16 protein-coding genes, 1 rRNA gene and 1 pseudogene are annotated in these 20,916 nt (G+C 45.6%); 7 read left to right on the top strand and 11 right to left on the bottom strand.

From position 1 onward, the window contains the following. From AB4589_RS21385 to trxA, 7 genes are all read right to left on the bottom strand, one after another. Positions 1-77: ribosomal RNA gene (locus AB4589_RS21385) — 16S ribosomal RNA — on the bottom strand; the annotation flags it as partial. A 580-nt stretch (positions 78-657) separates the two neighbouring features. Continuing rightward, positions 658-1,371, bottom strand: a complete 714-nt coding sequence (fre, locus tag AB4589_RS21390) for an NAD(P)H-flavin reductase (protein ID WP_009848201.1) — start codon at positions 1,369-1,371, stop codon at positions 658-660. Positions 1,372-1,391: 20 nt separating this feature from the next. Continuing rightward, positions 1,392-1,661 carry a 2Fe-2S iron-sulfur cluster-binding protein gene (locus AB4589_RS21395; RefSeq protein WP_029222977.1) on the bottom strand — a complete coding sequence of 90 codons (270 nt, stop codon included), beginning with the start codon at positions 1,659-1,661 and terminating at the stop codon, positions 1,392-1,394. After that, on the bottom strand, positions 1,658-3,499 hold the full coding sequence (gene ubiD / locus AB4589_RS21400) for a 4-hydroxy-3-polyprenylbenzoate decarboxylase (RefSeq protein ID WP_135383123.1): 1,842 nt from the start codon (positions 3,497-3,499) through the stop codon (positions 1,658-1,660). The genes AB4589_RS21395 and ubiD overlap by 4 nt, the downstream gene beginning before the upstream one ends. Positions 3,500-3,597: 98 nt before the next feature. Then, positions 3,598-4,593, bottom strand: a complete 996-nt coding sequence (locus AB4589_RS21405; RefSeq protein ID WP_102249493.1) for a hypothetical protein — start codon at positions 4,591-4,593, stop codon at positions 3,598-3,600. Positions 4,594-4,703: 110 nt separating this feature from the next. Next, positions 4,704-5,963, bottom strand: a complete 1,260-nt coding sequence (gene rho, locus AB4589_RS21410) for a transcription termination factor Rho (protein ID WP_009848197.1) — start codon at positions 5,961-5,963, stop codon at positions 4,704-4,706. A gap of 199 nt (positions 5,964-6,162) precedes the next feature. Further along, positions 6,163-6,489: a thioredoxin TrxA gene (trxA, locus tag AB4589_RS21415; protein ID WP_009848196.1), complete on the bottom strand. Its 327-nt coding sequence runs from the start codon at positions 6,487-6,489 to the stop codon at positions 6,163-6,165. A 111-nt stretch (positions 6,490-6,600) separates the two neighbouring features. On the opposite strand from trxA, the gene rhlB reads away from it, so the two are divergent. Then, entirely contained in the window at positions 6,601-7,911 is a 1,311-nt protein-coding gene (gene rhlB / locus AB4589_RS21420; RefSeq protein WP_009848195.1) for an ATP-dependent RNA helicase RhlB, read from the top strand. A 6-nt stretch (positions 7,912-7,917) separates the two neighbouring features. After that, positions 7,918-9,411 (top strand): guanosine-5'-triphosphate,3'-diphosphate diphosphatase, encoded by a 1,494-nt coding sequence (gene gppA, locus AB4589_RS21425; protein WP_372064434.1) that lies wholly within the window; start codon positions 7,918-7,920, stop codon positions 9,409-9,411. A 100-nt stretch (positions 9,412-9,511) separates the two neighbouring features. On the opposite strand, the gene AB4589_RS21430 is transcribed toward gppA, so the two are convergent. The 3 genes from AB4589_RS21430 to recQ form a co-directional block, all read right to left on the bottom strand. Beyond that, entirely contained in the window at positions 9,512-10,183 is a 672-nt protein-coding gene (locus tag AB4589_RS21430; protein ID WP_009848193.1) for a 7-cyano-7-deazaguanine/7-aminomethyl-7-deazaguanine transporter, read from the bottom strand. A gap of 244 nt (positions 10,184-10,427) precedes the next feature. After that, positions 10,428-10,739, bottom strand: coding sequence for a DUF3630 family protein (locus AB4589_RS21435; protein ID WP_371710437.1), 312 nt, complete (start codon positions 10,737-10,739; stop codon positions 10,428-10,430). Positions 10,740-10,805: 66 nt separating this feature from the next. Beyond that, positions 10,806-12,644, bottom strand: coding sequence for an ATP-dependent DNA helicase RecQ (gene recQ / locus AB4589_RS21440; protein WP_009848191.1), 1,839 nt, complete (start codon positions 12,642-12,644; stop codon positions 10,806-10,808). Positions 12,645-12,824: 180 nt separating this feature from the next. Between recQ and rarD the strand changes: the two genes are divergently transcribed. The 5 genes and pseudogenes from rarD to tpx all read left to right on the top strand — a co-directional run bounded on the left by rarD (position 12,825) and on the right by tpx (position 18,505). Beyond that, entirely contained in the window at positions 12,825-13,733 is a 909-nt protein-coding gene (gene rarD, locus AB4589_RS21445; RefSeq protein ID WP_371710438.1) for an EamA family transporter RarD, read from the top strand. An 86-nt stretch (positions 13,734-13,819) separates the two neighbouring features. Next, positions 13,820-14,614, top strand: a complete 795-nt coding sequence (locus AB4589_RS21450) for an AraC family transcriptional regulator (protein ID WP_017081539.1) — start codon at positions 13,820-13,822, stop codon at positions 14,612-14,614. 99 nt (positions 14,615-14,713) lie between these two features. Beyond that, positions 14,714-15,376, top strand: coding sequence for a LysE family translocator (locus AB4589_RS21455; RefSeq protein WP_004736644.1), 663 nt, complete (start codon positions 14,714-14,716; stop codon positions 15,374-15,376). A 91-nt stretch (positions 15,377-15,467) separates the two neighbouring features. Beyond that, a pseudogene (ggt, locus tag AB4589_RS21460) lies at positions 15,468-17,223 on the top strand (gamma-glutamyltransferase). A gap of 784 nt (positions 17,224-18,007) precedes the next feature. Then, positions 18,008-18,505 carry a thiol peroxidase gene (gene tpx / locus AB4589_RS21465; RefSeq protein ID WP_017090712.1) on the top strand — a complete coding sequence of 166 codons (498 nt, stop codon included), beginning with the start codon at positions 18,008-18,010 and terminating at the stop codon, positions 18,503-18,505. Between the two features lie 171 nt (positions 18,506-18,676). Here tpx and uvrD read toward each other — a convergent pair whose 3' ends face one another. Continuing rightward, on the bottom strand, positions 18,677-20,851 hold the full coding sequence (uvrD, locus tag AB4589_RS21470; protein WP_017077758.1) for a DNA helicase II: 2,175 nt from the start codon (positions 20,849-20,851) through the stop codon (positions 18,677-18,679). Between the last annotated feature and the right edge of the window lie 65 nt (positions 20,852-20,916).

Here is a 20,916-nt window from a genome sequence, read left to right on the forward strand (position 1 = left end):
TGTCGTTTCCGCTCGACTTGCATGTGTTAGGCCTGCCGCCAGCGTTCAATCTGAGCCATGATCAAACTCTTCAATTTAAGATTTTGATTACCTAAATTAATAGGTGTGACTCAACGAATACTGACTTCAAAACTATTCTTTATAAATAAAGAGTGTAATTTTAAAGCTATTACCATTCCAACAGAATGGTAATGAATTGACTGTGCCAAATAACCGAAGTTATTCGTATTGGTCACTCAGTTCATTGAAATCAATTTTGTTACCGAAGTAACTGTCATTACCTAAGTAATAACGTTTTGATATTCATCAACGAGTGCCCACACAGATTGATAGGTTTAAATTGTTAAAGAGCTTCACTTGTTGAGCGTTCCTTTTAAGTAAGGAGCCTCTCGAAGTGGACGGCCATTCTAGCGAATTAACATTCAGTGTCAAACACTTTTTGAAAATTAATTTTTGTCGCTTTCCGCCTGACTGATTCTTGCTGAAGCCTTGTGGCGTCTGCCGTCTCAGTGGTGTCGCATTATAGGGGACCCTCTCAGCTTAGCAACTACTTTTTCATGAAAAATGAATAAATAGAGCTTAAGTGCCTAATAGTTCACCTAAACGGAAAAAAGAGAGCATTTCTGCTCTCTTTTTGCTCTAAATCTAAAAGAATTCTTAGATAAACGCGTAAGCATCTGCGTACATATGGTCACGCTTTGCTTCTTTATTCTGAGTAAACAAGTCTCTTGCAGCACCTGCCATTTCGAAACGACCCGCAATGTAGATATCAAAATCAGCTAATGATTCGAAACTTTGCGTGATTGCTTCAAGTACATTACCCGTTTGACCGTGCCAAACTTCAGGTGCTTCTTCTACTACTGGTACAAAATGTACATTGCTGTGTTTTGCTGCAATGTCGACAAGCTCTTCTTTCGCATACAGTTGGCACTCATCTTTTGCGCCCCAGTATAGATGAATCTCTTTTTTACTGTTCTGCGCGATGCAGTGATCGAGAATAGAGCGCACGTAGCTAAAGCCAGTACCACCAGCAATTAGTAACAGAGGACGATCGCTTTCTTCTTTAACCCACGCATCACCGTGCGGAGCATCAATAGCTATGTCGCCATCTTCAGCTTGCGCTTTCTTCATTGCCTCAACAACTTCTGAAGCGTAAGCATTGTGCTCAGCGGCACCAATGTGTAACTCAAGCTCGCCTTCATGACGACAAGGGCTGCTTGCAATCGAAAATGGACGCTTGTCTTTTTCACCCATTTCAACCATCAAGTATTGGCCCGCTTTAAAAGCGACCGGTGTCTCTGGGTGAAGTAGGATTTGGTAAGTGTTACAAGCTAAAGGCTCGATAGATTTCACTTTACATTTAATAGTCATGTTCTTCCTCTCACTAACCCTTAATCGGCAAAGGTTAGAACTAAATTACTTTCTGCAAATGCTTGGCAAGCAAAAATCCAACCTTGTAGCTGCTCTTTCTCTGTGAGCATGGGTTCAAGGTGGTAACTCACTTGGCCTTCTAATTTTTTGCACATGCACATAGCGCATGCACCAACTTGGCAACGGTTTGGAAAATTGATATTGCTGTTGAGCGCAGCATCCAAAACCGTTTGCCCTTTTTCTACGGTAAAACTGATATTTTCTGGGTATAAGGTTACTTGGAAGCTCATGAGATTCCTAGTTGTTCCCAAATGCTATCAATCTTTTTAACGACGTCTGGGTTCTTAGTGATTGGAACACCCCACTCACGCAGGCATTCACCTTCAAACTTGTTTGTCGCATCTAGACCCATTTTTGAGTGTCCAGTTTGGTTTTTCAGGAAAAACGTATCTCTTGCCGGATCCATTCTTGTAGTCACCGCCCAGATAATGTCATTCCAGTCACTGACGTTAACGTCACTATCACATACGATGACAAACTTGTTCTCATCGAACTGAGACCAAACCGCTTCAATGATTTTTTTACCGTTACCTGCAGCTTGCTTATCGATAGACACAACGACCATGCACGCATTGTCATTCTGTAAGTGAATATCAATAATTTCAGGGAAGGCTTCGGTTATCTCAGCTAGGCAACCTTCAATATGCTGACTATCTATAGGTAAAGATTTAGCATCAGGTGATAGTGCCAGCTCCGCATCCCACTTCTTAGTAATGTCTAAACCCATTTTTGAGCCTAAACCTACCACTGGCGATGCAAAGTCTAGTGAATCGATAGGTGTGTTCTCTATCATCAGGCTATCACGAGACGGATCCATATGTTCACACATAGCAGCAGTCACTTGAGACCAATCACGCGCGTTAACATCCTCATCGCATACCAAGACAAATTTTGTGTACATGAATTGGCGTAGGAAAGACCATACACCCATCATCACTCGCTTAGCGTGACCTGGGTATTGCTTCTTCATGGTCACGACCGCCATTCGGTACGAACAACCTTCAGGTGGCAAGTAGAAGTCTTCTATCTCTGGGAATTGCTTTTGAAGAATAGGAACAAACACTTCATTTAACGCAACACCTAATACCGCGGGCTCATCAGGTGGACGGCCAGTATAGGTACTGTGATAGATCGGATTCTCTCGCATGGTTACATGAGTAATAGTAAACACATGATGCTTTTCTTTCTCGTTGTAGTAACCAGTATGGTCTCCGTACGGCCCTTCGTCTGCGAACTCATTCGGGTCGATGTAACCTTCCATTACGATTTCAGCACTCGCTGGCACTTCTAGGTCGTTACTGATTGATTTAACGACCTCAGTTTTACTGCCACGCAACAAGCCGGCAAACGCGTATTCCGATAAGGTATCCGGCACTGGCGTAACGGCACCAAGAATCGTGGCAGGATCGGCACCAAACGCTACCGAGACAGGGAATGGCTTGCCTGGGTTGGTTTCCATCCAATCACGTAGATCAAGCGCTCCACCACGGTGGGCCAACCAACGCATGATGATTTTATTCTTGCCGATCTTCTGTTGACGATAGATACCTAAGTTTTGGCGTTTCTTGTTTGGACCACGAGTAACCGTTAAACCCCACGTTAGCAACGGCGCGACATCGTCCGCCCAACAGCTCATCACCGGAATTTTATCTAGGTCGACGTCATCACCCTGCCATACGATTTGTTGACAGGCCGCCTTACGAAGACGCTTAGCTGGCATATTTAAGACCTGCTTAAACACAGGCAGCTTATCGATAGCGTCTTTAAAGCCTTTTGGTGGCTCGGGTTCTTTTAAGTAAGCAAGCAACTTACCTACTTCGCGTAACTCTTTGACCTCTTGACGCCCCATACCAATGGCTACCCGATCAGGTGTACCGAATAGATTGGTCAAAACAGGCATGTCATAGCCTACGGGATTTTCAAATAAAAGAGCCGGGCCACCAGCACGTAGAGTACGGTCGCTAATCTCGGTCATTTCATAGTCTGGGTCGACAGGGTGAGAAATGCGTTTCAACTGACCAATGCTTTCAAGATGGTCGACAAAATCACGTAAATCTTTAAAACTCATAGGGCTTCTACATGCTGATTATTCTGCGCTCAGTATATCAAAAAGGGTGACGCTGAGATCCCCCTTTTTAGTGTGGTTATTGAGAGGCAAAATCCACTTTACGGTAATGCTTGCTCGATCAAAGAGCTCTTCACCTGAGGGTTATCATTCACAAGATCTTGCAACCAGAGCGTGTGACCTTGTTTGGCTAATTCACGGGCGACTAATGGCGCTTCATCGGCAATCGCCATCCTAGAGACAAGGAACTGCTTCACCTCTTCTGATAGCGGGTTCACCTTGGTAAGCAAAGTAATCGCTTCATCTTTCAAACGAGGATTCTTAGTCGCTGCCATTACCTGTTCCAACGCGAACGTTTGTTTAGTTTTAGCAAGTCGCTCTAACTCTGCTTGGCTATGATAATCGGCCTTCATTCGCCATAGAATCTTATAGACCTCAGGGTCTTCGCTCACTTGCGCTAATCGAACTACCACCTCGGTAGAGGGTAACCAGCTAACAATAGAAGATGCGGTGAGTTGCTTAGTCAGATAGTCAACCGCTTCAGGAGACAAACTGTCTAGCTCTCGAATTAATAGTGCTTCTCGCGTTTGAACTTGATGCTCAGGCCCTGACAACCACTCATTAAGGTTAAGTTCCCGCTTTTCTGCATCCAGTACAAACACCAGTGTCTTCTGGTCTTGGTGCCATTGCTTGATCAGTCGATTAGCAATCGAAGGGTAATTAAAAGCAGGTACCGTAAACTCGTAGCCATCCCCACGCTCTAATACTTGGTAGGTCGGCGTGATAGCGAGTTGCTGTTCTATGAAAATAGACATCTTAGGGGTGAGAACGATCTCTTGCTGTTCGATCTTCTTCAAGAGCCGGTAACGAGCCACCTCTTGCTGGGGAAATGTCAGACGCTCAAGCGAAAAGCGTAGCGAATTGACTTCGTCACGCACGACAAGCTCGAGTAATTCAGCAGTTTTCAGTTTTACTTGATCATTCTCAAGCCAAGACTCTACTGTAAGTGGAGACATCTCGGTGGCATAACTCATACCAACCGGTGAAAGTAACAGTGAAGTAGACAGGAGTAATGATGACAACAGTCCATGTTGCATTTTAACTTCCTCGTAACACTTTTGCCCATTCTGCAAGCTGTCGCTACAAAATGCAAATAAAAAGCGCCACCCGAAGGCAGCGCTTTTTAATAACTATAAGCTAATCAATACTACTGACGACGCATAGCGTCAAAGAACTCATCGTTCGTTTTAGTCATTGCTAGCTTGTCGATAAGGAATTCCATCGCATCGATTTCGCCCATTGGGTGAACAATCTTACGCAGAATCCACATCTTCTGTAGTTCATCGTTCTTGGTAAGAAGCTCTTCACGACGAGTACCAGATCGGTTGAAATCAATCGCTGGGAATACGCGTTTTTCAGCAATCTTACGGTTAAGGTGCAGTTCCATGTTACCTGTACCTTTGAATTCTTCGTAGATAACTTCATCCATCTTAGAACCAGTATCAACCAGTGCTGTTGCGATGATAGTTAAGCTACCGCCTTCTTCTACGTTACGTGCCGCACCGAAGAAACGCTTTGGACGATGTAGAGCATTCGCATCAACACCACCAGTAAGAACTTTACCTGATGAAGGAATCACAGTGTTGTAAGCACGAGCTAGACGAGTAATTGAATCCAGTAGGATAACCACGTCTTTCTTGTGTTCAACAAGACGCTTCGCCTTCTCGATTACCATTTCTGCTACTTGTACGTGGCGAGATGCTGGTTCATCAAACGTCGATGCGATTACTTCGCCTTTAACTAGGCGCTGCATTTCTGTTACTTCTTCTGGACGCTCATCGATAAGTAGAACCATTAGTTCACACTCAGGATGGTTACGGGCAATGCTTTGAGCAATATTTTGCAGAAGCATTGTCTTACCCGCTTTTGGCGGAGCAACAATCAGACCACGCTGACCTTTGCCGATTGGAGAAGCAAGGTCAAGAATACGAGCTGTGATATCTTCAGTTGCACCATTACCCGCTTCCATCACCATACGTTCGTTGGCGTGAAGAGGAGTAAGGTTTTCGAAAAGAATCTTGTTACGAGCGTTATCTGGTTTATCGTAGTTAACCGTATTTACTTTAAGCAGAGCAAAGTAACGTTCGCCATCTTTAGGTGGACGGATTTTACCGCCAATAGAGTCACCTGTACGAAGGTTAAAACGACGAATCTGGCTCGGTGATACATAAATATCATCAGGACCAGCAAGGTATGAGCTGTCTGCGCTACGTAGGAAGCCAAAACCGTCTTGAAGAATTTCTAGAACACCATCACCAAAGATGTCCTCACCACTTTTTGCGTGTGCTTTAAGGATGGAGAAGATAATGTCTTGTTTTCTTAAGCGAGCTTGATTTTCAAGACCTAGGCTTTCGCTAAGTTTAACAAGTTCAGACACAGGTCTGTTCTTCAGTTCAGTAAGATTCATAGTGGTGGAAGTTTGTTTAGTCAAAATAGGGTCTGTTTTCTTAAGTTAAGAAGGATTTGGTCACAGGCTCGACCAAGAAGAGAATTTGTTCAATTAACGTGCGATAAATTAGCACTAAAACTAAGACTAGTCCATAGCTTAGAAAAAACAAAACCGCGCATTTGTTAACTGCGCGGTTTCTTTTCAAAGGCTCACCTAATTAAAGGTTAGCGTCTAGGAACTCTTTAAGTTGAGTTTTAGACAATGCACCAACTTTAGTTGCTGCTACGCCGCCATCTTTGAAAAGAAGCAGCGTTGGAATGCCACGAATACCAAATTTTGGTGGAGTTCCAGCATTTTGGTCGATATTTAATTTACCGATTGTGAGCTGACCTTCGTACTCGTTTGCGATTTCATCAAGAATCGGCGCAATCATTTTACATGGACCACACCATTCTGCCCAAAAATCAACAAGAACAGGGCCTGCAGCGTTGATTACATCGTTATCAAAACCGTCATCAGTTAGCTGCAAAATCTTATCACTCATCTTCCACTCCAATGTATTTTTTAGAACTGGTTGGATGATAACCAGTAAATAGATGCCCTATTGGAATGTATTTACTTTCGTATTGCAAGCTTAAGCTGATATTCTATAGCAATGAAAAAGACGCATATCACAGAGCAAAAGTTCGCCGACTTGGATTTACTTCCGCAAGTCATTGAAGGATTGGAGAAAAAAGGGTTCGACTATTGTACCCCTATCCAAGCCTTGGCGCTCCCGGTACTGCTCACCGGCCAAGACATTGCAGGCCAGGCCCAAACGGGTACTGGTAAAACGCTTGCGTTTCTTACTGCTACTTTTAATCACCTGCTAAAAACACCTGAGCATGAAGGCCGTAAGCCTAACCAGCCACGTGCGATTATTATGGCACCAACGCGTGAACTCGCGATTCAGATCTACAACGATGCTGACTCTCTGGTTGCAAGCACAGGTATCAAGGCAGCATTAGCTTACGGTGGCGAGAGCTACGACAAGCAGCTAGGTAAGATCGAAGAAGGCGCAGATATCTTAATTGGTACGACTGGTCGCATCATCGATTTCTACAAACAAAAGGTATTTAACCTTAACCACATTCAAGCCGTTGTTCTTGACGAAGCTGATCGCATGTTCGATCTTGGTTTCATCAAAGACATCCGCTTCTTGTTCCGTCGTATGCCAGAACCTAAAGATCGCCTGAACATGCTGTTCTCTGCGACACTGTCTTACCGCGTACAAGAACTTGCATTCGAACACATGCACAACCCAGAGCATGTTGTTGTTGAACCTGAACGTAAGACTGGTCACCGTATTCAAGAAGAGCTTTTCTACCCTTCTAACGAACACAAAATGGCTCTTCTACAAACGTTAATCGAAGAAGAGTGGCCAGATCGCGCAATCATCTTCGCTAACACTAAGCACAAATGTGAATCAGTTTGGGGCCACTTGGCTGCCGATGGTCACCGTGTTGGTTTGCTAACGGGTGATGTTCCTCAGAAGAAACGTGAAAAGATTCTTGAGCAATTCACTAAAGGTGATGTTGACCTGCTTGTCGCAACGGATGTTGCAGCACGTGGCCTACACATCCCTCAAGTAACACACGTATTCAATTTTGACCTACCTGACGATTGTGAAGATTACGTTCACCGTATCGGCCGTACAGGTCGTGCAGGTGAAAGCGGTCACTCGATCAGCTTTGCTTGTGAAGATTACGCAATCAACTTGCCACCAATCGAAGAATACATTGAACACGCTATCCCAATGTCTGACTACGATGCTTCTGCACTACTGGAAGATCTGCCAGCACCGATGCGCTTACGTACACGTAACCCGCAACAACGCCGCTCAAACAACAATGGCCCACGCAACGGTAACCGTAAACCAAACCAGAACCGTCGCCCACGCCAACCGCGCCATAACAAGGAAGCTTAGTCGCTTATGAGCCAAACAGTGTCACCACCGCTTTATGCTGCAATCGACCTAGGGTCGAACAGTTTTCATATGCTCGTTGTGCGTCATATCGATGGCAGCGTACAAACCATGGCTAAAATTAAGCGCAAAGTTCGTTTAGCTGCAGGCTTAGATGAAAATAATGCGCTTAGTTCTGAAGCCATGCAGCGCGGTTGGGACTGTTTGAGTCTCTTTGCAGAGCGACTGCAAGATATTCCGAAAGAAAATATCCGCATTGTTGGTACAGCGACACTACGTACCGCTATCAATGTGGATATATTTCTCGAGAAAGCGAACCAGATCCTTGGTTACGACATCAATGTTATCTCTGGTGAAGAAGAAGCTGCGACTATCTATAAAGGCGTAGCACACACTTCTGGTGGCAGCGGCCGCCGACTAGTGGTTGATATTGGTGGTGCAAGTACCGAGATGATCATCGGTGAAGGTTTCTCAGCCAAAGCCTTAACCAGCCTAAAGATGGGTTGTGTTACTTGGCTTGAACGCCACTTTAAAGATCGCCAATTAACCGCAACCAACTTCAACAATGCCATTGAAGCGGCTAAGTCTACGTTGGCTCCTATCCTAGATAGCTACACTGATATCGGATGGGATGTGTGTGTTGGTGCCAGTGGTACCGTTCAAGCACTGCAAGAAATCATGTTGGCGCAAGGCATGGATGAAGTCATTACTCACGCCAAACTCAAGCGTCTACAAAAACAAGCGATGATTACAGAGCGCTTAGAAGAGCTTGAGATTGAAGGCTTAACCCTTGAGCGCGCACTAGTGTTCCCAAGTGGTCTTTCTATTCTTATCGCGATTTTTGAGCTGCTTGAAATTGATTCAATGACACTCGCTGGCGGCGCACTCCGTGAAGGTCTCGCCTACGAGATGGTTGATGAGTTTCGCCAAGAAGATATTCGCGCTCGTACCATTAAGAGCGTGCAATCACGCTACCAAATGGACGTAAGCTACAGTGAACAAGTTGCTGTAGTCGCACAGACTCTATTAGAGCAAGCGGGCGCCGAAACGTGGGTTTCTGAACCTCAAGCAGGTGTGCTATTACAAACAGCGGCGAAGCTTCATGAGATTGGTTTAACAATCGATTTCAAAAAAGGCGGCGAGCACAGTGCTTACCTACTGCAGAACTTAGACCTACCTGGCTTTACTCGAGCGCAAAAGCACTGCTTGGGTGAGTTAACACGTCGCTACCGCGAACAGTTAACTTCATTGCCTGAGCAACATGCAATCTCAGGTACCAGCAGCAAGCGAATTTTACGAATTCTGCGTTTAGCTATTTTGTTGACTCACCGTCGTTATCCAGCGCTTGAGCCTGAGTTCAAGCTGACGACGGATGACAACAATCTGACCTTGACGCTTTCTAAGCAATGGCTAGCAGACAACCCGCTGACCGCTGCTGAGCTAGAGATCGAGTCGAATAGACAAACCGATATTGGCTGGCCATTGAATATTGAATGCCTCTGATATTAGTATCTGACGCTAGAAATTAAAAAAGCCCAAGTTAGTCTACTAACTTGGGCTTTTTCTCATCGCTGCATTAATGCTTTGCGTTACAAATCTAAACTTAAGCGTTAACGCCCGTTGCTTTAAAGTCAGGGTTCACAGCGGTTAACTTCTTAACCACGTAATTTAGAAGTACACCGTACATTGGAACAAACAAACCTAAGCTGATGATAAGCTTGAATCCGTAGTCGACCAACGCAATTTCAGTCCAGTGCTCAGCCATGAATGGATCTGGGCTTTGGTAGAAAGCAATCGCAAAGAACGCGATGGTATCAATGGCATTACCGAATAACGTTGAACACGTTGGCGCAACCCACCATTGCTTCATTTGGCGTAAGCGGTTGAACACATGCACATCCAAGATCTGACCAAGCAAATAAGCCATGAAGCTTGCCGCTGCGATGCGTGCAACAAACAAGTTGAACTCGCCTAGTTGGCTAAAGCCTTGGAATGAACCTTCAAAGAACACCACAGACAATAAATAAGAAACGGCCAGCGCTGGTAACATCACTAAGAAAATGATTTTACGAGCAAGCTGCGCGCCAAAAATACGTACGGTCAGGTCTGTCGCTAGAAAGATAAACGGGAAAGTGAAAGCACCCCAAGTGGTGTGCATACCGAAGACGGTAAAAGGTAGCTGAACCAAATAGTTGCTTGATGCAATAATGATCAAATGGAACAAAACTAATAGTGCTAGGGCTTTGCGCTGTTGCGCAGGGGTAAAGTTACTCATGCTGTACCTTTTTAGTTTGGTTTGGGGGTGAGGGAACCCAAATCGAGTCATTTCTTCGAATAAACCAAGAAAGCTCTTACCAATAATGTGAATTAAAAATGTTTCTATAATTTGCTCTATTGAGCGGCGGGCGATTATACATTAATCAATATTGGCTGCAACGGTGAGAACAAACGCAAACGTTTATCCTCACTTTTATTGATGAATGACGTTAGAAGCCAAGTTTTAAAAGCCATGCAAAAAGTTAGAAACCGCGCTTAAAAAGCGTCGCGAGATAATCGAATTCTTCTCGGCTTTCTTCAGCGTTTAACGACTCAAACCAGATTGATTCACTGTAATGTTCAGACTTTAAAAACATTCGACAATCTTCAAAATCGATCAACCAAGAGTGCACATCGGCGTCCCATTGCTTTTCAATAACAGACGCTGACAGTAACGCCACCAGCTTTTCACCTAATACTTCGTAAGAATCAAAATCAAAACTTGGAGACGTAATCAATAAACGCCCTTCCTCAGCCAAATACTCTCTTAAGCCAAATTCTGTTGGTGTTGTCATGTCCATATCAACCTTATTCTTTTTCTATGAGTCCATCGTTTTTATAAACTAGCCGTTTCTTGCAAACTAGCCGTGTGTGGTGATGTGCTCTTGAATCAAATCTAAGAATGGGTCTGCGTACTTATCGAGTTTACGCTGACCAACGCCATTGACTGCCAGCATCTCGCCATAAGATGTGGGTAGGATTTCGGCCATATCAATCAGCGTCGCATCACTGAATACCACGTATGGTGGCAAGCCATCTTCATCAGCGATCGACTTACGCAGCTTACGCAGTTTGGCAAACAGCTTCTTATCGTAATTCTTGCTGCTTAGTTTATCGGACTTAGCATTACGCACTGCGGTATCTAAACGAGGTACAGCCAACTCCAAAGACATCTCACCACGCAGTAGCGGTCGAGCTTCTTCTGTTAACTGTAATGTCGAATTACGAGTGATGTTCTGAAACAACAAGCCTTTGTGAATCAACTGACGGAAGATACTGATCCAGTAATCATGGCTATGGTCGCGGCCGATACCGTAAGTAGAAAGCTTGTCGTGACCATTATCGCGTACACGGATGTTCTGCATACCGCGCATCACTTCAACCACATAGCCCATACCAAACGACTGATTAACGCGGTACACACAAGACAACGCTTTCTGCGCCTCTTGGGTCGCATCAAAGTGCTTTGGTGGGTCTAAGCAGATATCGCAGTTGCCACATTGCTTCTCGCGATATTCGCCAAAATAGTTCAACAGAACCTGACGACGACATGTTTGCGCTTCGGCAAAGGCACTCATCGCGTTCAGCTTGTGCATCTCAACTTGTTTTTGCGGGCCTTCTTCTTTCTCATCCAGCATACGACGCAGCCAACCCATATCAGCAGGGTCAAACAACATCATCGCTTCAGCAGGCAAGCCATCACGACCTGCACGGCCTGTCTCTTGATAGTAAGATTCGATGTTGCGTGGGATATCAAAGTGCACCACAAAGCGTACATTGGGTTTATTGATGCCCATACCGAAGGCCACGGTCGCGACCACAATCTGAATATCATCACGTTGGAAAGCTTCTTGAACGTAAGCGCGTTCGTCGGTGTCCATGCCTGCATGATAACCCGCAGCGCGAATACCGTTATTGCACAGCTTCTCGGTCACCATTTCCACTTTCTTACGGCTACCACAATAGATGATGCCGCAATTGCCTTTCTGTGTTTCAAGGTAGCGAACCACCTGTGACACGGGCTTGTGCTTCTCAACTAGGTTGTAGCGAATATTAGGGCGATCGAAGCTGCCTAAGTAAGTGTGCGGCTCCACCAGCTGCAAACGCGAGATAATATCTTTGCGCGTCGCATCGTCAGCGGTTGCTGTCAACGCCATATAAGGCACATGCGGGAAATACTGTTTAAGCTGGCCTAGCAAAGCATACTCAGGGCGGAAATCGTGTCCCCACTGAGAGATACAGTGTGCTTCATCCACCGCAATCATCGAAAGCGGTAAGCCTTGTAAGCGCTCGATGAAGTCACGCATCAACACACGCTCTGGTGAAGCATAAACCATCTTCAATTGGCCTGAGTTCATGCGGTTGAACACGCTCAACAGTTGATCGCGTGGCATCGATGAGTTTATGCACTCAGCCGCCACGCCATTGGCTTTCAATTGGTCAACTTGGTCTTTCATCAATGAAATGAGCGGTGAGATAACCAAAGTCAGTCCATCACGCACTAAAGCCGGGATCTGGTAACACAGAGATTTACCACCACCGGTTGGCATAATGACCAAGCTGTCTTTGCCTTCAACGGCTAGGTCTATGACCTCTTGCTGACCATCACGAAAGCTTTGATAACCAAAGACATCTTGTAAGATATCTTGCGCATCATTCGCGGGAGTTGGTGTTTGCTCAGCAATCAGAGTGGCGGTCATTGTGGTTCCTAATCAAGGTATAAAGTCAGCGTGCAGCATTGGCAAGCAAGGCGCACATTGTAGAGGGGAACGCTGGCGAATTAAACCGCAAATTGTTAGGTGAAAAGGGTTAACGCTCCTATACTGACCAACTCTCTTTATAAATCTTATTAATAAGCACTCAGTGCTAGAGAAAGTTACATGACACAAGACGACCAACAACGTACGCGACAGGGAATTTTGCTTGCCGTTGCCGCTTACACCATGTGGGGAATCGCTCCCATATATTTCAAATCTTTAAGTGAAGTATCCCCATTTGAGATTCTTAGCCACCGTGTAGTATGGTCTTTTTTCCTACTCGCTTTTCTACTGCACATGAGTCGTGGCTGGCGTAAGGTTCGAGACACCCTCACCTCTAAACCAAAAATGCTCTATTTAGTCGCCACTTCGATTTTAGTGGGCGCCAACTGGCTTATTTTTATTTGGGCGGTGAATTCCAATCACATGCTCGATGCCAGCTTAGGCTATTACATCAATCCGCTGATTAACGTGTTGCTCGGGATGTTCTTCCTTGGCGAACGCTTACGTAAACTTCAATGGTTTGCGGTTGCTCTGGCTGCGATTGGCGTGATAATTCAATTGATCGCGTTTGGCTCTGTGCCGATCGTTGCCATTGCCCTAGCCTTCAGCTTTGGTTTCTATGGCTTGTTACGTAAAAAGGTTAGCTTGGAAGCTCAAACTGGCTTATTCATTGAGACGCTGGTGATGCTGCCTATCGCCGCAACCTACTTACTGTTTATTGCCGATAGCCCGACCTCAAACTTATCGATGAACCCGATGCAACTCAACCTGTTACTGGTTGCTGCCGGAGTGATCACCACGGTTCCATTGCTGTGTTTTACTGGCGCTGCAACTCGCTTGAAGCTATCAACACTAGGTTTCTTCCAGTACATCGGTCCAAGCTTGATGTTCTTACTGGCGGTTCTGATCTACGGCGAAGCCTTTACCTCAGATAAAGCGATCACCTTTGCTTTCATATGGGGAGCACTGGTTATTTTCAGCTTTGATGGCCTGCGTAACAACAAAAAGAACAAACGCGCTAAGCAGTAACACTGATCGTTTTTTACAAGACAATCCCTTAATACGAAGATAAGCTTGGTTGAATTGATGACTATTTGACCAAGCTTTTTTGTACCATGGATAAAGTCCACTACTACTCTACCCCAACAGAAGATATCAGCCTGATCCAAGCTCAGTACCAAGAGTTTGCCTTTCAGCGCCACTATCATTTGGACTTTCACATTGGCTTAATTACCCAAGGACAGCAGAAATTCGTCTATAAAGGGACGAGCCATAATGTTGGTGCTGGCCAAGTTGTTATCATGCCACCCGATGAGCTGCATGATGGGCACTCCAAACTCGATTCGGGTTATCAAGTCAGTGTGTTTGCCGTGTCTCCCCAATGGTTTCAAGATCTTGCCGATCCCAAGCAAAATGGTCACACATTAGGCTTTTCTGAGTTGATCCTCTCCGATCAAGCTGCATTTTCACAATTGCGCAACTTACACGGCCTATTAATCCATCAAAACATCAGCCAGCTCGCTCAAGATTGCTTACCTTTCGAAGGGTTCTCGACGATTGTCGATCGTTATGCGAAATTTGGATCGAAGAGTGACATCAAACTGGGTAATCAATCGATTGATACGCTAAAAGACTACTTGATGGCGAACTTGGATCAACCAGTGCGATTAGAACAATTGTCTGAGTTGTGTGGTTTAACCACGACTCAATTCCAACGCCATTTTAAAAACAGAATGGGCATTACGCCTTATGCATGGCTGAGCCGTTTACGTATGGAACAAAGCATGCGTCTGATTAAGTCTGGGATATGTGGTACCAAGGTCGCGCACCAAGTAGGCTTCTATGACCAAGCACACTTCTCTAAGGCTTTCAAAACCACGTTCGGTGTACCACCCTCACAAATCAACTAAGTGTTGATAATTTACAATTGCTCGATTTCAAATCACGGTAAGCTACGCTCAATACGATTACTTATTTAATAATAGCGGCAACGTTATTGAGAACTGACGATGAACGAAGTCACCATACTGATCACCCTAGCCTCTATCCACTTCATCGCTTTGATGAGCCCCGGCCCTGATTTTGCGTTAGTCGTGCAAAATGCGACGCGTCACGGACGCCAGACAGGCTTGTACATTGCGCTTGGTTTATCTTGCGGGATCTTGCTGCACTCATTGCTGAGCCTGACGGGAATCAGTTACCTAGTCCACCAACAACCCACATTATTTGCCATTATCCAACTAGCCGGCGGTAGCTACTTACTGTACTTAGGTTACGGAGCACTTAAAGCAACCTGGCAAATCATTCAGAACCACGATGATGATGCCGATACCGTCAATTCCAACGATCTGATTCTGACCAATAAGCGTCAGGCATTTTCGAAAGGGTTTGCGACCAATATTCTCAACCCAAAGGCTTTGGTGTTCTTTATCAGCTTGATGTCGAGCCTAGTGCCTGCCGACATGTCTCTGTCAGGTAAAGGCTTTGCGCTTATCATCCTATTTGGTCTGTCTCTGTTTTGGTTCTCACTACTGGCTTGGATGCTTTCGACTAAAGCATTGCAAAAGAAACTCAGCGAAGCAACGGTATACATCGATGGCTTATGTGGAGTGGTATTCAGCCTTATTGGCGTGAGTATTCTTTGGCAGTCGCTATCCGGTTTAATCGCTTAAATTCGAATCAAGATTACAATTCGTTAACAACACTCTGGCTATCTCATCTTTCCACTGCCAATCTAGCTCTGCATATTAAAAGGAGAAGATCATGCAGTGGAAAACAAAACTAACAACCCTCGCCACTTTTACCCTACTTTTTGCCTCTCACGTCAGTTGGGCAAATCAAGCTGCCGATTCCGTCGCACCCGAACAAAGTAGTGGTTTAGAAACCAAACAACTCGTCAAAGCCAATGACTGGATGGTCACTGCGGCCAACCCATTAGCGACACAAGCTGGTGCTGATGTGCTTGCTCGTGGTGGTAACGCCATTGATGCCATGGTTGCCGTGCAGCTTATGCTTGGCTTAGTAGAACCTCAGTCATCAGGTATTGGTGGTGGTGCGTTCCTTGTTTATTTTGATGGCAAGGACAAGCAACTCAAAACCTACGATGGTCGTGAAACTGCACCACTTGATGCCACACCACGTCTATTCCAAGACGAAAACGGACAACCGCTTAAGTTTTACGATGCAGTGGTTGGTGGTCGCTCAGTTGCGACACCGGGCACGGTGCAATTGCTGTGGGACACTCACCAGAAGTACGGAAAATTAGAGTGGGCATCACTGATTAAACCTTCTTCAGCTAGCTGAAGAAGGTTTCACTATTAGTCCACGTTTAGCTACCTTGATTGAAAATGACCAAGAGCGACTAAGCCGATTTGCGACAACTAAAGCCTACTTCTTCAATGCCGATGGCAGCCCGAAAACAGCGGGTACTCAACTTAAGAACCCAGAATACGCGGCAACGTTAAACGCTATTTCTAAGAACGGTGCTAAGGCCTTTTACCAAGGTGAGATCTCTACCGACATCATCAATACCGTGCAAACCGCGAAAGGTAACCCGGGCGTATTAGCACAGAAAGACTTCGACGCTTATTCAATTAAACAACGCGAACCGGTTTGTTCTGCTTATGAAAGCTACGATATTTGCGGAATGGGGCCACCAAGCTCTGGTGCGTTAACGGTCGGACAAATCCTTGCAATGACTGAGCAATTTGACCTCAAATCATGGGGGCCAAACGACGCGAAATCTTGGCAAGTGTTAGCAGACGCTTCTCGCCTAGCCTTTGCAGACCGTAGTATGTATATGGCCGATCAAGATTACGTGCCAATGCCAACCCAAGGGTTAGTCAATACTGACTATTTGCAGGAACGTGCTCAGTTAATTACCGCAGGCAAGGCATTAGAAAGCGCACCATCGGGCACGCCACCGTGGGATCATGCAATGCTGCAAAGCCAAGATGTTTCTATTGAATTGCCGTCCACCAGCCACTTCAATATTGTTGATAGCGATGGCAATGTCGTTTCGATGACCACCACCATTGAGAATGCCTTTGGCTCACGTTTGATGGTGAGAGGTTTCCTACTCAACAACGAACTGACAGATTTCTCATTCAAGACCCATAACGATGGTAAGCCTATCGCCAACCGACTTGAACCGGGTAAGCGTCCGCGCTCTTCAATGGCACCGACCATCATCATGCAAGACGATAAACCTTACATAGCGATTGGCTCTCCCGGTGGCAGCCGTATCATAGGTTATGTGGCACAAGCGATCATTGCTCATACCCAATGGGACATGGATATTCAGCAAGCCATCAATCAACCACACTTCCTAAACCGCTTCGGTACCTTAGATTTAGAAAAAGGAACATCAGCGGAAAACTTCAAACCTGAGCTAGAAAAGATGGGATTTGAGGTCAACGTTCGCGATCTTAACTCTGGTTTACACGCGATTCGCATCACAAAAGATGGTTTAGAAGGCGCTGCAGACCCTCGTCGTGAAGGTGCAGCCATTGGTCAGTAGGGAATAATCCTCCCTTTTTACTCGCGGCCTTGTGCGAGATCTCTCACAAGGCAGTGAGTAAATATCGATATTTGATGACAAAATTAGTCACCCTAACGTCGTAACCAATTGAATTAAAAAGACACGTACATTTATCACTCAAATAATTATATAGAAATTCGCTTATGCACCATTGCTGATAAATAAGGAATCGGTAATATGAATGGTGTCGGAAGGATGCTGACACGGAACAGGAAACGCCAAGGATTTGGTTATCTTCAGGATGAAGATTCGATTACTCAGGATGAATAATCGGCATGGATAGCGAAATGGACATTGAATGGACGCAATAGTAGCTAGGATGGTTGCTACTAAGGAAAGACAATGGACACCTCTGGACGAGGAAAGGACTGAACATCAGGATGATGTAAAGGACACCGCTCAAGGAACAAGTGACGCGCGCTAACGAGGATTGTTGGCAGATCAGGATAAGATCAAGGACACCGCTAGGAAGGCGACGAAAGGAATACGCTGAAGGATAACAGCACACTATCATGGATTTGATGCATGGAGCACACTTAGTAGCCGGATTGCTGCGAGTAAGACTATAGACCCCGATGAGCGCAAGCTCTCGGGGTTTTTCTTTATCTGTCGTTTCACTTATTCCTCTCTCAAACAAATAAATCAAAGACCTTTAATTACAATTCTGACATTTAAAGCATTCACTTCTTAACCACTTCCGCGTAACGTAAGTCTTACTAGGCTCAACTAGTTTCATAACCATAATTAAACTAAGGACAAATTCATGTCACACGTTACCTTCAAAGGCGCTGCTGTACCACTAACAGGCACATTCCCACAAACTGGCGAACAAGCACCAAGCTTTGCACTGACTGCAGGCGACCTTTCTGAACTGACTCTTGCTTCTCTTGAAGGCAAGAAAGTGGTTCTAAACATCTTCCCAAGTATCGACACAGCAACTTGTGCGACGAGCGTACGCACGTTCAACGCAAAAGCGGCAGAGCTTGAGAACACGGTTGTTGTTTGTATTTCTGCTGACCTACCGTTTGCTGCGGGTCGCTTCTGCGAACTAGAAGGCATTGAAGGCGTTCAACACGCCTCAACTTTCCGTTCTCCTGCATTCGCATCAGACTACGGCGTAGCGATTGCTGAAGGCCCACTATCAGGCCTAACAACACGTGCCGTTGTCGTTGTTGATGAAAAAGGTGTGGTAACACACAGCGAGTTGGTTGCAGAGATCACTGAAGAACCAAACTACGAAGCGGCACTTGCAGTACTGTAAGTCTCCTTCCTAGGCAGAAATGCCTTAAGCTCGATTCAGCCTATCCAGCACAGTACCGAGCAATAAAAAAAGAGCAGCCATTGGCTGCTCTTTCTGTTTTTTATACGGATTACTTTTCAATGCTGAATAGTTTCAGATATCGAACTGTTTTCTACATGCTGAAGTAGCAGATTACAACTGTTCTAAACGAGCATAAGCCGTTACTAACCACTTGATGCCTTCACCGTTAAACGCGACTTGAACTCGGCTCTGCGGGCCACTTCCCTCGAAGTTGATGATAGTGCCTTCACCAAACTTAGGGTGCTTAACGCGAGAACCCAAACTAAATCCTGTTTCGTTAAAGTTCTCTTTCACGGCGGTTTGGCTAAAGCGGCCACTGCTAGCAGGACGACTCACTTGCGCTTTCATACGTACTTCATCCAGACAGGTCTCTGGCAACTCACGAATAAAGCGCGATGGCTTATGGTATTTGTCCTGACCGTACAAACGACGCATTTCTGCATAAGTGATGTAAAGCTTCTCCATCGCACGAGTCATGCCTACATAACACAAGCGACGCTCTTCTTCTAAACGCCCCGCTTCTTCTGCCGACATCTGGCTTGGGAACATGCCTTCTTCAACGCCAACCATGAATACCATTGGGAACTCTAGGCCTTTGGCACTGTGCAAAGTCATGAGCTGAACCGCATCATCAAACTCATCAGCCTGACCTTCACCCGCTTCCAAAGCCGCATGAGTTAAGAACGCTGTTAGCATGCTCATTTCATCCGCTTCTTCTGGTTTTTCAAACTGACGCGTTGCCGTTACCAATTCTTCCAAGTTCTCAATACGAGCCTTCGACTTCTCGCCTTTCTCTTGCTCGTACATCGCAAACAAGCCCGACGATTTGATCACGTGGTCGGTTTGCTCATGAAGTCTCAGTTCTATGGTGTCATCTTCAAGTGCATTGATAAGTTCAATAAAGCGGCTCAAAGCACCCGCAGCACGACCTGGAAGCACTTGCTCTTCTATCAGAGCAATACTGGCTTGCCACATGGTTGCACCACGGTCACGCGCCGCAAGACGAATCGTTTCTAACGTTTTATCACCCAAACCACGCGTTGGCGTATTGACGACACGTTCGAATGCCGCATCATTGCTGCGGTTACTCATTAAGCGCAGGTAGCTCAAGGCATCTCTGATTTCTTGACGCTCGAAGAATCGCATGCCGCCATAGATTCGGTAAGGTAGACCACCTTGAATCAAAGCTTCTTCAAGCACACGAGATTGGGCATTGTTACGATAAAGCATCGCGGTATCTTCTAGCGCACCGCCTTTCTCTTGCCACTCTTTGATTTTGCTGACCGTGAAACGCGCTTCATCTAACTCGTTATAAGCCGAGTAAACTGAGATTGGCTCGCCATCGTTGCCATCGGTCCACAGCTCTTTACCCATACGTTCGGTGTTGTTCGAGATAAGCTCGTTCGACGCCTGCAGAATGGTTTTGGTTGAACGGTAGTTTTGTTCGAGTCGAACCGTTGAAGCGCCTGGGAATTCATCCAAGAACTTCTGAATATTTTCGATCTTCGCGCCACGCCAACCATAGATAGATTGGTCATCATCGCCTACGATCATCACGCGACAATCTGGGCCTGCCATCATACGCAGCCAAGCATATTGGATGTTGTTGGTATCTTGAAATTCGTCGACAAGGATATGCTTGAAGCGAGCTTGGTAGTGCTCTCGGATGTGTTTCTTATCGCGCAATAGTTCATGCGATCTCAACAAGATTTCCGCAAAGTCGACCAAGCCAGCACGATCACATGCTTCTTGGTAAGCAGAGTAAATTTTTAACCACGTTTGAGTTATTGGATCATGGTAGGCGTCGATGTGATTTGGGCGTAATCCCTCGTCTTTCTTGCCATTGATCCACCAAGAAGCTTGCTTAGCAGGCCACTGCTTTTCATCAAGGTTTTGCGCCTTGATTAAACGACGTAGCAAACGAATCTGATCATCTGAATCAATGATCTGGAAATCTTCTGGCAGTTTTGCATCGAGGTAGTGAGCACGAAGGATGCGATGACAAATACCGTGGAAGGTACCGTTCCACATGCCTGACGAGCTACCCATCATCAACTCTTCAATACGACCACGCATCTCTGCTGCCGCTTTGTTGGTGAAGGTAACCGACATGATAGAGAACGGCGATGCTTGCTCTACGCTTTGCAGCCAAGCGATGCGATGCACCAACACTCGCGTTTTACCACTGCCAGCACCTGCCAGAATAAGTAGGTTTTCTAAAGGTGCTGCGACCGCCTCACGTTGTTTATCGTTTAGGCCATCGAGTAAAAGCGAAGGATCTATCATTGGATATGCTCACTACTGGGTATTTATACATAAAAGCTGATTATAACCTAAACACTAGGCTGCGT

Origin of the sequence: Vibrio sp. 10N.222.49.A3, from assembly GCF_041475145.1 — a bacterium.
Taxonomy (GTDB): Bacteria; Pseudomonadota; Gammaproteobacteria; order Enterobacterales; family Vibrionaceae; genus Vibrio; species Vibrio tasmaniensis_A.